General features: G+C 64.0%; 11 protein-coding genes. 4 read left to right on the forward strand and 7 right to left on the reverse strand.

All coding sequences use genetic code 11. The features are described from left to right. Positions 1–26 precede the first annotated feature (26 nt). From AYK65_RS00650 to recF, 3 genes are read right to left on the reverse strand one after another with little or no spacing between them, the layout of a single operon-like run. A complete protein-coding gene (locus tag AYK65_RS00650; RefSeq protein WP_081157772.1) occupies positions 27–494 on the reverse strand; it encodes a GNAT family N-acetyltransferase in 468 nt (155 codons plus the stop codon). Between the two features lie 7 nt (positions 495–501). Then, entirely contained in the window at positions 502–1,266 is a 765-nt protein-coding gene (locus AYK65_RS00655) for a molybdopterin-synthase adenylyltransferase MoeB (protein ID WP_026616720.1), read from the reverse strand. Between the two features lie 54 nt (positions 1,267–1,320). Continuing rightward, the gene (recF, locus tag AYK65_RS00660) at positions 1,321–2,445 is read right to left on the reverse strand and encodes a DNA replication/repair protein RecF (RefSeq protein ID WP_081157920.1); all 1,125 of its coding nucleotides are present in this window, start codon (positions 2,443–2,445) and stop codon (positions 1,321–1,323) included. Between the two features lie 206 nt (positions 2,446–2,651). On the opposite strand from recF, the gene AYK65_RS00665 reads away from it, so the two are divergent. Together AYK65_RS00665 and AYK65_RS00670 are read left to right on the forward strand one after the other, a co-directional pair. Next, positions 2,652–3,287: a DUF1326 domain-containing protein gene (locus AYK65_RS00665; protein WP_081157773.1), complete on the forward strand. Its 636-nt coding sequence runs from the start codon at positions 2,652–2,654 to the stop codon at positions 3,285–3,287. 4 nt (positions 3,288–3,291) lie between these two features. Then, the gene (locus tag AYK65_RS00670; RefSeq protein WP_081157774.1) at positions 3,292–4,176 is read left to right on the forward strand and encodes a DUF2182 domain-containing protein; all 885 of its coding nucleotides are present in this window, start codon (positions 3,292–3,294) and stop codon (positions 4,174–4,176) included. A gap of 183 nt (positions 4,177–4,359) precedes the next feature. On the opposite strand, the gene dnaJ is transcribed toward AYK65_RS00670, so the two are convergent. From dnaJ to AYK65_RS00685, 3 genes are all read right to left on the reverse strand, one after another. Next, positions 4,360–5,496, reverse strand: a complete 1,137-nt coding sequence (dnaJ, locus tag AYK65_RS00675) for a molecular chaperone DnaJ (protein ID WP_081157775.1) — start codon at positions 5,494–5,496, stop codon at positions 4,360–4,362. A 250-nt stretch (positions 5,497–5,746) separates the two neighbouring features. Beyond that, positions 5,747–7,672 carry a molecular chaperone DnaK gene (gene dnaK, locus AYK65_RS00680; protein WP_026616725.1) on the reverse strand — a complete coding sequence of 642 codons (1,926 nt, stop codon included), beginning with the start codon at positions 7,670–7,672 and terminating at the stop codon, positions 5,747–5,749. Between the two features lie 311 nt (positions 7,673–7,983). Then, positions 7,984–10,224 (reverse strand): transglycosylase domain-containing protein, encoded by a 2,241-nt coding sequence (locus tag AYK65_RS00685; protein WP_081157921.1) that lies wholly within the window; start codon positions 10,222–10,224, stop codon positions 7,984–7,986. A 624-nt stretch (positions 10,225–10,848) separates the two neighbouring features. On the opposite strand from AYK65_RS00685, the gene AYK65_RS00690 reads away from it, so the two are divergent. Further along, entirely contained in the window at positions 10,849–11,736 is an 888-nt protein-coding gene (locus AYK65_RS00690) for a DMT family transporter (RefSeq protein WP_081157777.1), read from the forward strand. Positions 11,737–11,843: 107 nt separating this feature from the next. After that, positions 11,844–12,335, forward strand: coding sequence for a hypothetical protein (locus AYK65_RS00695; RefSeq protein WP_081157778.1), 492 nt, complete (start codon positions 11,844–11,846; stop codon positions 12,333–12,335). Positions 12,336–12,422: 87 nt separating this feature from the next. On the opposite strand, the gene AYK65_RS00700 is transcribed toward AYK65_RS00695, so the two are convergent. Next, complete coding sequence (locus AYK65_RS00700) at positions 12,423–13,370, reverse strand: lysylphosphatidylglycerol synthase transmembrane domain-containing protein (protein WP_081157922.1); 948 nt, start codon at positions 13,368–13,370, stop codon at positions 12,423–12,425. Positions 13,371–13,468 lie beyond the last annotated feature (98 nt).

Consider the following 13,468-nt stretch of genomic DNA (forward strand, 5'->3'; position numbering starts at 1 on the left):
ATTCCCATCTCTGAGCTGATGCAGGCCTAAAGCCGTTTCCGCATCTCGATCGAGGTCGGGCGCGTGAAGCCTGGATGGGCGGTGCGGCTCGTCTCGACGAAGCCCAAGGCAGCGAAGGCGGCGTGGTTCTCGGTCAGTTCGATGCGTGTCTGGAGTCTCAGCGCAGGTAAAGCGAGGGCCCTCGCCGTCTCTTCCGCCACGGCGAGCAACATGCGTCCGACGCCTCTTCCCTGAGCTTTGGGAGCGACGGCGAGCTTGCCGATGTAGAGGCAGTCCGGCTCCGGCTTACAGAAGACACAGCCGAGAAGCTCGCGACCGGTGGTGACGGCAAAGGCGATCTCGTCTACGGCCTTCCGCCGCAGCGATGCCACCGTCAACGTGTGGGCGGAGGAGGGCGGATCGATCCGCCCGTCCATATAGGCGAAGGACGAAAGGATCAGCGACAACAGGTCTTCGTAGCGATCGAAGCTTCCGTCGAGGCGAATCGTTTCCATCCTGACCTCAAGCCCTGCCGCGCCGGTAGCGGATCGTGTTGAACTGGGCGGCAAGCGCGTCGTAGAGAAGCAGCCGGCCAACGAGCGGTTCGCCGATGCCGGTGATGAGCTTGATCGCCTCCATCGCCTGCAGCGTGCCGATGACGCCGGTGAGCGCGCCGATAATGCCTGCTTCGGCGCAGGTCGGAACCGCGCCGGGCGGGGGCGGCGAGGGAAAGAGATCGCGATAGGAGGGATTGGGATGTCCCTCGGCATCGGTCTCGTAGGGCTTCAACACGGTGAGGGAGCCGTCGAAGCGGCCGACGGCGCCGGTGACCAGCGGAACTGCCATCGTCTCCGCCGTGTCGGCGGCGAGATAGCGCGTATCGAAATTGTCGGAGCCGTCGACGACGAGATCGTATGCCTTGAAGATCGCCTCGGCGTTTTCCGGGCCGAGCCGAAGTGCGTGCGCGACGACCTTCACATGTGGATTGAGGGCATCGATAGCGTTGGCGGCGCTCTCCACCTTCGGCCGGCCGATATCCCCGGTAGCGTGGATGACCTGGCGCTGCAGGTTCGACAGCGACACGACGTCGTCGTCGGCGATGCCGAGCGTGCCGACGCCGGCTGCGGCGAGATATTGCAGCGCCGGGGCGCCAAGGCCGCCCGCTCCGATGACGAGCACGCGCGCCGCCTTCAGTTTCTGCTGCCCAGGTCCGCCTATTTCCGGCAGCACGATGTGGCGCGCATAGCGCGCGATCTCCGAAGGATCGAGTGTTGCAGCGGTCGTCATGAGCGTCTCCGTCTATTCTGAGGTCCGCGACGCGGCGGGGCCGCGGGCAGGATGTCACCCCGAAACGCGGCCGTTTGCAACGGTTAGATAGCGCCCGCGCTCGCCGAGCGCGTCGAACATCGCCCGATCGGTGCCCGTCATGAAGGCTTGGCCGCCGAGCGCGTCGACGAGATCGAAGAGGGCGGCACGCCGTCCCTGGTCGAGGTGGGCGGCGATTTCGTCGAGCAGCAGCACCGGCGCATGGCCGGTCATGTCGCCGACGAGCCGCGCATGGGCGAGCACGAGGCCGATAAGCAGCGCTTTCTGTTCGCCTGTCGAGCAGCGCTCGGCCTCCATGTCCTTTTCCCGGTGGCGGATCAGGAGGTCGCTGCGGTGCGGCCCGTCGAGCGTGCGGCCCGCGGCGGCGTCGCGGGCGCGGCCTTCGGCGAGCATAGCGATATACCGCTCTTCGAGGTCATAGGCAGGCAAACCTTGGCTGTCGTCAAGAAATCCGGCGAGCGCCAGGCGGGCGGAGGGAAAGGTTGCGTTGCTTTGGCTGCGCTCGACGAGCGCCGTGAGCAGGCCGAGCATTTCCTGGCGGGCGAGCGCCATCGAAACACCGAGCCCCGCCATCTCGCGTTCGATCGCCGAGAGCCAGGCGGAATCGGGCCGAAACTCCGCAAGGAGCCGGTTGCGGCTGCGCATGGCGCGGTCGAACTCGCTGGCGCGCCTTCCGTGCTCGGGATCGAGGGAGAGCACCAGGCGGTCGAGGAAGCGCCGGCGATCAACGGATGGACCGGTGAAGAGGCCGTCCATCGCCGGCGTCAGCCAGAGCACTCTCAAGTGGTCGGTCAACTCGTCGACGGTGCGGGCCGGCGTGCCGTTGAGCCTCAGGCGGCGCGATTGGCCTTCCTCCGTGGCTTGGGTTCCCGTGCCGATCTCCACCGGGCCTTCCATGCCGTCGACCACGGCAAAGACGGAAAAGCCATCCGGAGCGCCGACGCGGGCGACATCCGCATAGGCAGCACGCCGCAAACCCCGGCCGGGCGAGAGGAGGGAGACCGCCTCCATCAGATTGGTTTTGCCCGCCCCGTTTTCGCCGGTCAGCACCACATGGCGCTGATCGAGGTCGAGCGAAAGCGCCGCGTAGTTGCGGAAGTCGGTGAGTTTCAGGCGGGTGAGAAAGACCTTGTGGGGCATCGCATGTCCGAATTCGACGTTGCTGTCAGGTAGGACGAAAGCAGGGGCAAGGCAAGGCGAAAGGGCGCCCTGATGGCCCCTCACCCGCCTGACACGACGGCGCGGCGCCGTTGGCATCACCGGCGACCCGGAGTATATTTTTCGTCCTCTGGTAGATCGCGTTCGAGCGAAAGAAACTGGATATCCATCGTGCTCGGGAGGAGACGATGACGGACGTCAAATGGACGATCAAGGGTCGCGAGTTCATTCATTGCAACTGTGCCTATGGCTGCCCCTGCCAATTCAACGCATTGCCGACGCAAGGGCATTGCCGCGCGATCGGGGTCTTTGAGATCGAGGAGGGGCATCATGGCGACACCAGCCTCGACGGTTTGCGGTGCGCCCTGATCGTAGCCTGGCCCGGCGCCATTCATGAGGGCAGGGGAGCGGTCGTACCGATCATCGACGAGCGGGCCTCGGACGACCAACGCGAGGCGCTCTTGCGCATCATGAGCGGTGAGGACACCGAGCCGGGCGCAACGTTCTTCCAGGTGTTTGCGACGACTTTCGAAACCTTCCATGAACCGGTCTTCGCGCCGATCGATTTCGAAATCGATATCGCAGGACGCAGCGCCCGCGTGAATATCCCGGGATGGATCGACGCCCGCGGAGAGCCGATCCTCAATCCGGTGACCGGAGCGGAGCACCGTGCCCGCATCAATCTGCCGCGAGGGTTCGAATACGACCAGTGCGAGGTGGGGCGCGGTTGGGCCGATACGACCGGACCGATCAGTCTGTCGCTGTCGGATTCGCACGCCCATTTCGCGAAGCTCCACATGACCGAAAGCGGCGTGGTCCACTGACGCCATGCCGGACACCGCGCTCGAAACCTTGCTGCGACGGGACCGGGCGATCGTCGCGGCATCGCTCGCCATTCTCGCAGCGATCGCCTGGGCCTATATTGTCTGGCTGGCTGCGACCATGAACATGGACGGCATGGCCATGTCCGATCCCGAGATGGGTGCCGGCATGGACATGGACCCGGCCATGGACATGGAGCGTATGGAGATGGAGGGCGGCAGCGGCGCCGCTCCGCTCGGTGCTTTGCTCGGCCTCTCGCCGCATCCCTGGAGTGCCGTTGAGGCCGGCGTCACCTTGGCCATGTGGGTGGTGATGATGGTCGGCATGATGTTGCCTTCGGCAACGCCGATGATCCTGCTCTATGCCCGCGTCGGCCGGCAAAGCCGGAAAGAGGGCAAGCCCTTCGCCGCCACCGGCTTCTTTGCGGGCGGCTATCTCCTTGCCTGGGCCGCCTTTGCGCTCGCCGCGACGCTCGGGCAATGGCTGATGGAGGGCACGCTGCTGACGCCGGCGCTAGCAAGTGCCAGCCGCGTCTTCAGCGGCATCGTTCTGACGATCGCCGGCCTCTATCAATGGACGCCGCTCAAGGACGCCTGCCTGAGGCAATGCCAGACGCCCTTCGTCTTCCTGCAAACCCATGGCGGCTTTCGCCGCGATCCTGCGGGCGCCGTCGGGCTCGGCTTGCGCCACGGCCTCTATTGCATCGGCTGCTGCTGGGCGCTGATGGCGCTTCTCTTCGTCGGCGGTATCATGAACGTGCTGTGGATCGCGGCGATCGCCATATTTGCGCTCGCGGAGAAGGTGACGCCGACCGGCCGTCTCCTCTCCCGCGCGGCGGGCACGGTGCTCATTGCCGCCGGCCTCTGGCAGTTGGTTGCGGCGGTGGCCTGAGACGAGCGTGCCGCGGTGGGAAGGGCACCTTGGACGCGCGGTTTTCTGTCGAATCCGCCCCTCATCCGGCCTGCGAACCATCTTCTCCCCGCAAGCGGGGCGAAGGAGACTCATGGCGCGCCTGTCCCCTCTCCCCCTCAGGACGGGGAGAGGGTTAGGGTGAGGGCCAATTCGAGAGGCCAGCTAGTCGCTCAACGTATCGAAGAAATCCTTCATGCGGGCGAAGAAGCCCGTCGACTCGGGATTGTTTTCTTTCGACGAGATCTGCTCGAATTCCTGCAGGAGCTCGCGCTGGCGCTTGGTGAGCTTCTGCGGCGTCTCGATCTGGATTTGGATGTAGAGGTCGCCCATCTGATTGGAGCGCAGCACCGGCATGCCCTTGCCCTTGAGGCGGAACTGCTTGCCGGCCTGAGTGCCTTCCGGCACGGTGACGCGCGACTTCGTGCCGTCGAGCGTGGTGACGTCGAACTTTCCGCCGAGCGCCGCCGTGGTCATTGAGATCGGCACGGCGCAATAGAGGTCGGCGCCGTCGCGCTGATAGAACTCATGCGGCTTGACCGAGAGGAAGATGTAGAGGTCGCCGGCCGGGCCGCCGCGAAGGCCAGCCTCGCCCTCGCCGGAAAGCCGGATGCGCGTACCGTCCTCGATACCCGCCGGGATGTTGACCGAGAGCGTCCGCTCCTCCACGACGCGACCTTGGCCGTGGCACTTGGTGCACGGGTCGGTGATCGTCTGACCACGGCCGCCGCAGGTTGGGCAGGTGCGTTCGATCGAGAAGAAGCCCTGGGCCGCGCGGACGCGGCCGGTGCCCTGACAGGTGCCGCAGGTCTTCGGGCTTGTTCCGGGCTTGGCGCCCGTGCCGGTGCAGAGATCGCAGGTAACCGACGTCGGTACGCGAATCTGCGCCGTCTTGCCGGAATAGGCCTCCTCGAGGGAGATCTCCATGTTGTAGCGAAGGTCGGCGCCGCGTTCGCGGCCGCCGGACGAGCGGCGCTGGCGGCCGCCCATCATCTCGCCGAAGATGTCCTCGAAAATGTCTGAGAAGCCGTGCGCGCCGCCGCCCGCAAAGCCGTTTCCGAAGCCGGCACCCATGCCCTGCTCGAAGGCCGCATGACCGTAGCGGTCGTAGGCCGCGCGCTTCTGAGGATCCTTCAGCGTCTCGTAGGCTTCGTTGATTTCCTTGAAGGACTTTTCCGCTTCTTTGTCGCCGGGATTTCTGTCCGGATGATATTTCATCGCGAGTTTACGGAAGGCGCTTTTCAGTTCCTTCTCATCCGCGTTTTTTTGAACGCCAAGCGTTTCGTAAAGATCACGTTTCATGCTTCAAAGATTGTCCTGTTGACAGTGACAGGGCTTGCCAGCGCGAAGGATCCGACGGCTGCCTGATTATCTTGCCACAGGATTTAGTAAACCTTTAAGCGCGATACCATAGCCAAGTCGGGGCGGAAGCTGTTTTTTGTCGGAAAACCGCGGTTTCGCGTCACTTTCCCTTCGTCGTCAGCTCAGCCGTGGACCGGTAATGAAAAAGCCCGGGATCGCTCCCGGGCTCGTTCCTTGCAAGGCGAGGTCCTTATGCCGACCGCTTGCGGTCGTCTTCGTCCTTGACTTCCTCGTAGTCGGCGTCGACGACGTCGTCGCCGGAGCGCTTGGCGTCGGCCGCGGCATCCGCGTGCGCGGCTTCGGCCTGCTGGGCCTCATAGATCGCCTGACCGAGCTTCATGGAGACTTCCATGAGCGTGTTGGTCTTGGCCTTGATGTCCTCGGCGTCCGGCTCGGAAGCCTCGACGGCGGTCTTGAGCGCAGCAATCGCGTCTTCGATCGCCTTGCGGTCCGTCTCGGAGACCTTGTCGCCATAGTCCTTGAGCGACTTCTCCGAAGAATGGATCAGGCTTTCGGCCTGGTTCCTGGCCTCGACCCCCTCGCGGCGCTTCTTGTCGGCTTCCGCATTGGCTTCGGCGTCCTTGACCATCTTCTCGATCTCGGCGTCGGAGAGACCACCGGATGCCTGGATGCGGATCTGGTGCTCCTTGCCCGTGCCCTTGTCCTTCGCGGAGACCTGCACGATACCGTTGGCGTCGATGTCGAAGGTGACCTCGATCTGCGGCACGCCGCGCGGCGCCGGCGGAATGCCGACCAGGTCGAACTGGCCGAGCAGCTTGTTGTCGGCCGCCATTTCACGCTCGCCCTGGGAAACGCGGATCGTCACGGCGGACTGATTGTCCTCGGCCGTCGAGAAGACCTGGCTCTTCTTGGTCGGGATCGTCGTGTTGCGCTCGATCAGGCGGGTGAAGACGCCACCGAGCGTTTCGATGCCAAGCGAGAGCGGGGTCACGTCGAGCAGCAGCACGTCCTTGACGTCGCCCTGCAGAACGCCGGCCTGGATCGCAGCGCCCATGGCGACCACCTCATCCGGGTTGACGCCCTTGTGCGGCTCCTTGCCGAAGAGCTGCTTTACGGTCTCCTGAACCTTCGGCATGCGGGTCATGCCGCCGACGAGAACGACCTCGTCGATCTCGGCAGCCGAGACGCCGGCGTCCTTGAGCGCGGCCTTGCAGGGCGCGATGGTCTTCTGGATGAGATCCTCGACCAGGCTCTCGAACTTGGCGCGCGACAGTTTCATCGTCAGGTGCTTCGGACCGGAAGCATCGGCCGTGATGAACGGCAGGTTGATTTCGGTCTGCTGCGAGGACGACAGCTCGATCTTCGCCTTTTCGGCAGCTTCCTTGAGCCGCTGCAGCGCAAGCTTGTCGTTCCTGAGGTCGATGCCCTGCTCCTTCTTGAACTCGGACGCAAGATATTCGACGAGACGCATGTCGAAGTCTTCACCGCCGAGGAAGGTATCGCCGTTGGTCGACTTCACCTCGAAGACACCGTCGCCGATTTCGAGAACCGAGATATCGAAGGTGCCGCCGCCGAGGTCGTAGACAGCGATCGTCTTGCCTTCCTTCTTGTCGAGGCCGTAGGCGAGCGCCGCCGCGGTCGGCTCGTTGATGATGCGCAACACGTCGAGACCGGCGATCTTGCCGGCATCCTTGGTGGCCTGGCGCTGCGCGTCGTTGAAGTAGGCCGGAACGGTGATGACGGCCTTCTCGATCTTTTCACCGAGATAGGATTCGGCCGTTTCCTTCATCTTCTGAAGGATCATCGCGGAAATCTGCGACGGAGAGTAGGTCTTGCCATGTGCTTCGACCCAGGCGTCGCCATTGTCGGCCTTGATGATCTTGTAGGGGACCATCCCCTTGTCCTTCTGCGTCGTCGGGTCTTCGAAGGTGCGGCCGATCAGGCGCTTGATCGCAAAAAGAGTGTTTTCCGGATTGGTGACGGCCTGGCGCTTGGCCGGCTGGCCGACGAGACGTTCGCCGTCGTCGGTGAATGCCACCATGGAGGGGGTCGTGCGCGCGCCTTCGGCGTTTTCGATCACCTTCGCGTCCTTGCCGTCCATCACGGCGACGCAGGAGTTGGTCGTTCCCAGGTCAATACCAATAACTTTAGCCATGTTTTCTCTCCTTGCAGCGGACTGTCGGAACCCGGTCAGGCATTCGTGGGACAGCCCCTAACGGGATGGTCTTTTGGATTTCATCGCAGCGGCGGGCTGCGCCGATGCGGCGTATATAAGGACCGGCGTTTCGGACTGCAAGGCATTCTGCGGGGGGATCAGGGGCAAATGCAAGCTGCCTTTTACGATCGGGTGGAGGATGCATTCGCCGGCCCGCCGCGGAAATCGGGAAACGGGTCTTGATACCCTCCTCTGCCCCGCCTTGGGCAACACCGCGCGCTATCCGGTAGTGCCGCTCAGCCCCGATCGCTCTAGCCACCCGTCAGCAGGTCGAAAAGCGTCGTGCGGCGGGTTGCCCCGGTCGTCTCCCCGACACCCGCCGGCGGGATCGGTCCGCCGGTCTGTTCTACCGGTCGGATCTGCTCGACGGCAGCCGTGCCGTCCACGGGCGCCGGTGGTTCGGGGAAAGCTTCGGGACTGCCGGTCGCCATGTCGTCGGCAGGCATTTCGCCGGCGGCGGCGATGCCGCCTTGGTCGAAGACGGGCTGCACGCCTGTCGTGCCGAAGAGCGGCGAGGACGAAAGGCCCTCATGCGCCGCCACCATGAAATCATGCCAGGCCTTTGCGGGAAGGCCGCCGCCGGTCACCTTCTTCATCGACTTGCCGTCGTCATTGCCGAACCAGACGCCGGTCGTGAGGTTGGACGTGTAGCCGACGAAGAGCGCATCGCGGAAGGATTGCGTGGTCCCGGTCTTGCCGGCCGCCTCCCAGTCGGGCAGGCGCGCCTTCTTGCCGGTACCGTTCGTCAGGACCTGCACCATCATCCGGTTCATCTCGCTGACGATCGCCGGGTCGAGTACACGCGGGGGGTTGTCGTAGGTGTTCTCGTAGAGCACCGTGCCATCGGCGGTGGCGATGCGGCGGATCACATGCGGCGTCGCCTTGAAGCCGCCATTCATGAAGGGTGCGTAGGAGGAGGTGAGTTCGACCAGCGTGACCTCCGACGTGCCGAGCGCGATCGAGGCGTTCGCCTGCATCTCGGAATCGATCCCGAGACGATGCGCGAGCTTGACGACGTTCTGCGGTCCCACTTCCATGACGAGCTGGGCGGCGATCGTGTTTAGGGAATTGGCGAGCGCGTCGGCGAGCGTCACCTCGCCGCGATATTTCTGGTCGTAGTTTTCCGGCGTCCAGTTGCCAATCCTGACCGGCGCATCATTGCGGATGGACATCGGCGTGCGGCCGATCTCCAGCGCCGCCGCATAGACGAAGGGCTTGAACGCCGAGCCCGGCTGGCGCTTCGCTTTCGAGGCGCGGTCGAACTGGCTCTCGGCATAGTCCCGGCCGCCGACGAGCGCCCGGATCGCGCCGGTGCCGTCGATCGAGACGAGGGCCGCCTGCGAGGCGTTGAGCTTGCCGCCCTCTGCCTCGAGCGTTTCGGCAAGCACCTCCTCGGCCTTCTTCTCGAGCGAGAGGTCGATGGTCGTATCGATGATGAGGTCTTGCCTGACCTCGCCGATCATGCCCGGAAGCTGGTCCATCACCATGTCGGCAACGTAGTGCTCGGCGCCGGACCAGAAGCTCTTCGCCCTTGTCGGCGTCTGCGACATCGCCGTCGTGATCTCGGCATCGGTGATGAAGCCTTCCTCGCGCATTGCGCCGAGCACCACCTGGGCGCGCTCTTCTGCCGCTTGCGGGTCGCGTGCCGGCGAGAGCCGCGAGGGTGCCTTGAGCAGCCCGGCGAGCACTGCAGCCTCGCCGAGATTGACGTCGCGGGCCGACTTGTTGAAGTAGCGCCTCGATGCCGCCTCGACGCCATAGGCGTTCGAGCCGAAGAAGACGCGGTTGAGATACATCGCGAGAATCTGGTCCTTGGTGTATTTCTGCTCCAGCCAGAAGGCGAGCAGCACCTCCTGCACTTTGCGCTCCAGCGTCCGCTCCGGCGACAGGAACAGGTTTTTGGCAAGCTGCTGCGTGAGCGTGGAGCCGCCCTGGACCATGCGGCCGCTCATCAGATTGGTCAGCATCGCGCGCGCGAGCCCCAGCGGGTCCACGCCGAAATGCGAATAGAAACGGCGATCCTCGATAGCGATCACCGCCTGGGGGATATAGGGCGACATGTCTTCGAGCGCGAGCGCCTCGCCGCCGGTCGCGCCGCGATTGGCGATGATCTCGCCGTTGACCGCGAGGATCTTGACGTTCGGCGGCCGGTCGGGGATCGACCAGCTCGTCGCGCTCGGCATCCGCGCCCCGTAATAGAGTACCAGGCCGCCGACGCCGATCGCGCCCCAGATGCCGAGAACGATGCACCAATAGGCAAGGCGCCGGGCGAGGCCGAAGAAGCCGCCACCGGAGCCGCGTCTGCCGCCGCCGCTCCTGCCGGGGCGCCGCGCAGTCGTCTCCCGCTTGCTGCCGCCTTGCGCGGAGCCGGTGCGCTTCGGCCTGCGTCCGCCACTTGTGACGCGGTCGCTCGCGTCGACACGCAGCTCGTCGCCGTCGTCATCGCCGCCGAATGAAGGTTCGATCCGCTGTCCTGATTTGCCGCTCGCCATGCCGGAAGGATATGTCCCCTTGAGGCCGGACCGGGTTGCGCCATCGCTTCCGGAGCGATTCCCGGCGGCACAGTTGTCGCCGCGTTCGGGCATCGCCCCGTCCGCTTGTGCGATCCGTTGTACTTTAAATACGGCAATTTAAGGGGGGGTTAAGGAGCTGAATAGGAGATTGTTAACATCTTCAAGCCGTTACCTTGGGCCAGTTGCTTGCCGCATGCAGTGGCCGGATCGGCCTGCTGCCTTGCACCAAACGCAATGCTGCAATGCAACATTGTCCCTATTAATTCAGGGGGAATGATTTACTCTCCGTCTTGTCGAAGCGCTGTACCTCCTCCCACGGCGCCAGACGCCGATCGGTTCACTCCTCCTCCCAGGACCGATCTAGTTCAGAGACCCCGATGCACCTCCTCCCGCATCGGGGTCTTTCTGTATCAGATGTGCCGCGTCAATCTCGGCCCGCTCTGCTGGCGCGGGATGAGGAAAAAGTGTGCGCGGTTTTCCGCCCGCATCCCGCGCTAACTTTATTAGGATCGATCACGTTCACGATTTTAGGTCGGACCGACCTAAATCATCGTGATCTGGAAGCCGTGGCTGTCGCGGCAATGTGCGTGTATCAGCGACCTCATGAGATCCAAGGCAAACGGCTACGTCTTCGCGCTTCTGGCGATCGTCATCTTCTCGATTCAGGACGGCATCTCGAAGCATCTCGGCGCGAACTATCCGCCGGTCTTCGTGGCGATGATCCGCTACTGGGCCTTTGCCGCCTTCGCGGCGGCGCTTGCCGCGCGGGCGCCGGGCGGGCTCGGCGCGACGGTGGTGACGAAGAGGCCGCTGCTCCAGCTGCTGCGTGGCGTGCTCCTGCCGGCACAGATCGTCGCTGTCATCACTTCCTTCACCATCGTCGGGCTGGCGCATTCCCAGGCGATCCTGGCGGCGACACCGCTTTTCGTTGCGCTGCTTTCCATGCCGCTCCTCGGCGAGCGCGTCGGCTGGCGGCGCTGGAGCGCGATCACGGTCGGTCTCGTCGGCGTGCTCTTGATCCTGAAGCCCGAGCAGGGATCGTTCGATCTCGATTTCCTGCTGCCGCTTGGGGCGGCATCGATGTTCGCGATCTATGTCATCACGACGCGGCTCGCCAGCCGCGAGGATCCGGCGATGACCAGCTTCTTCTATACCGGTGTCGTCGGCGCGGCCGCCATCAGCCTCGTCGGCCCCTTCTTCTGGGCAACGCTGTCGGCGCCGGACTGGGGCTGGATGCTGCTGCTCTGCATCACCGGCACGTCGAGCCATTATTTCCTGATTCGCGCCTATGACATGCTCGATGCGGCCGCGGTCGAGCCGCTTACCTATCTCCAGCTCGTCTTCGCCTCGATCATGGGCGTCACCATCTTCGGCGAGACGCTGTCGGCAAATATGATCATCGGCTCGGTTCTGGTAGTCGCCGCCGGGATCTTCACCGTCTGGCGCGAGCATGTCGTCGCCAGACGCAAGGCCGGCCTGCCGCCGCGGTGACGGCCTTCCAGTCCCCCGCAACTCAAAATCGTCGCGATCATCACCGACCCTGTCGACCTCCGCCGGCTTGTGGCCCGGCCTGACCGTCCGCTCAAGAGGCAAAAGTGATGAAGATACGTTGCGTAATCATGTTGGCATTTGCGGCTCTTGGAGCCTCAAGCGGCACCGGTGTGGCGCAGGAGAGCGTCGCCTATGTCGACGACCGTTCCGACGGTGCGGCGCTCGTCCGCTCGCTTTACAACGCAATCAGCCGGAAGGAATACGCCAGGGCCTACGGCTATTTCGGTGCGTCCAAACCAGTGGGCGAGTTCAAGGCCTTTGCGGACGGTTACGCGAACACGGAGTCTGTGGAACTGAAACTCGGCAAGGTGACGACGGAAGGCGCCGCCGGCAGCATCTATTCGGCCGTTCCCGTCGCGATCAAGTCGGTCGAGCGGCAGGGCAAGACCCGTTTCTTTTCGGGCTGTTATGTTGCCAGGATCATCAATCCGTCCCTGCAGGTCCCACCCTTCACACCCTATCAGATCGAGACGGCGCGGCTCGAGGAAGTCAGCGGCCCGATCGAGCAGGCGATCCCCGCCGTTTGCAATGCGCCTTAGGTGTGCCGCGTGCAATTACAGCGCCGTGCGTCTTTTCAGACGCACAAAGGACGCTGTAGCACTTAGAATTGCTGCATGTTTTTGTCCTTACGGCCCCCTCACGCCTCGCTGTTCGAGGAAGCGTGAGTGCTCGAAGACGAGGATAACCACGAGCGCCATGACGAAGGGGATGAGGAGGTAAAGCAGCCGGAAGATGGCGAGCGCCGCCAGCACGTCGGCCGGGTCCATCTCCGGCAGGGCTGCGATGAACACGAGTTCGAGCACGCCGAGGCCGCCCGGCGCATGTGAAAGCAGTGCTGCCGAGAAAGATGCGAGGAAGATCCCGAGAATGACGATGTAGCCGGGATTGCCGGCGTCCGGCAGAGCGAAATAGATGATGCCGGCAGCGCCCAGCAGTTCGACGGGCGCGATGATCAATTGCCGGAGCACGATTGCGGGGCGCGGATAATGGAGCTGGAACCACCGCAGGCGCAGCGGCCGGAGGCCGACCAGGCTGCCGAGGACGTAGAGCCCGATCAGCGCGAGGATAAGGGCCCCGGTCGTCAGCGACATCTCGATCGGCAGGAATTCCGCGAAGCGCTCGATGATGTCCGGCTTCACGAGCAGCACGATGGCCGACAGCATCAGTGTGCCGAGCGTGAAGGTGAAGGAGCAGAAGGCGACAAGTATGCCCACTTCGGCCGGCGTCAGCCCCTTCGACCGGTAGGCGCGGTAGCGCACGACGGCGCCGGAAAACACCGAGGCGCCGAGATTGTGCGACAGCGCGTAGGTCGTGAACGAGCAAAGTGTAATGAACCAGAGGGAGATGCGGTGGCCGAGATGGTCGAGCGCCAGCTTGTCATAGGCGGCGAGAGCGGCATAGGCGAGGAGCGTGGAGCCGATGGCGAGCAGCCAGCTCGTGAAGGAGATGGCCTGAAAGCTTGCGACGAATTCGTCGAGAGAAAGGCCACGCAACTCGTGGACAAGCGCGCGTACCGAAAACAGAATCGCAGCTAGCCCGACGACGGGCCAGAAATATGCCTTCAGCCGTTTCATGCTTGAGCTTCTGAATGATTCCTCGACTGGAATCGATTCAACCGCAAAATCATGCAGCACGTCGAAGTGCCACAATGACCTTCGCGTGTCCGGCCGGG

The organism is Ensifer aridi (assembly GCF_002078505.1).
Taxonomy (GTDB): Bacteria; Pseudomonadota; Alphaproteobacteria; order Rhizobiales; family Rhizobiaceae; genus Sinorhizobium; species Sinorhizobium aridi.

Bases quoted from the DNA above. Each gene is read 5' to 3' on its own strand.
- AYK65_RS00700 (WP_081157922.1), bottom strand. From the start codon at position 13,370: ATGAAACGGCTGAAGGCATATTTCTGGCCCGTCGTCGGGCTAGCTGCG.
- AYK65_RS00650 (WP_081157772.1), bottom strand. From the start codon at position 494: ATGGAAACGATTCGCCTCGACGGAAGCTTCGATCGCTACGAAGACCTG.
- recF (WP_081157920.1), bottom strand. From the start codon at position 2,445: ATGCCCCACAAGGTCTTTCTCACCCGCCTGAAACTCACCGACTTCCGC.
- AYK65_RS00655 (WP_026616720.1), bottom strand. From the start codon at position 1,266: ATGACGACCGCTGCAACACTCGATCCTTCGGAGATCGCGCGCTATGCG.
- AYK65_RS00665 (WP_081157773.1), top strand. From the start codon at position 2,652: ATGACGGACGTCAAATGGACGATCAAGGGTCGCGAGTTCATTCATTGC.
- AYK65_RS00685 (WP_081157921.1), bottom strand. From the start codon at position 10,224: ATGGCGAGCGGCAAATCAGGACAGCGGATCGAACCTTCATTCGGCGGC.
- AYK65_RS00695 (WP_081157778.1), top strand. From the start codon at position 11,844: ATGAAGATACGTTGCGTAATCATGTTGGCATTTGCGGCTCTTGGAGCC.
- AYK65_RS00690 (WP_081157777.1), top strand. From the start codon at position 10,849: ATGAGATCCAAGGCAAACGGCTACGTCTTCGCGCTTCTGGCGATCGTC.
- AYK65_RS00670 (WP_081157774.1), top strand. From the start codon at position 3,292: ATGCCGGACACCGCGCTCGAAACCTTGCTGCGACGGGACCGGGCGATC.
- dnaJ (WP_081157775.1), bottom strand. From the start codon at position 5,496: ATGAAACGTGATCTTTACGAAACGCTTGGCGTTCAAAAAAACGCGGAT.
- dnaK (WP_026616725.1), bottom strand. From the start codon at position 7,672: ATGGCTAAAGTTATTGGTATTGACCTGGGAACGACCAACTCCTGCGTC.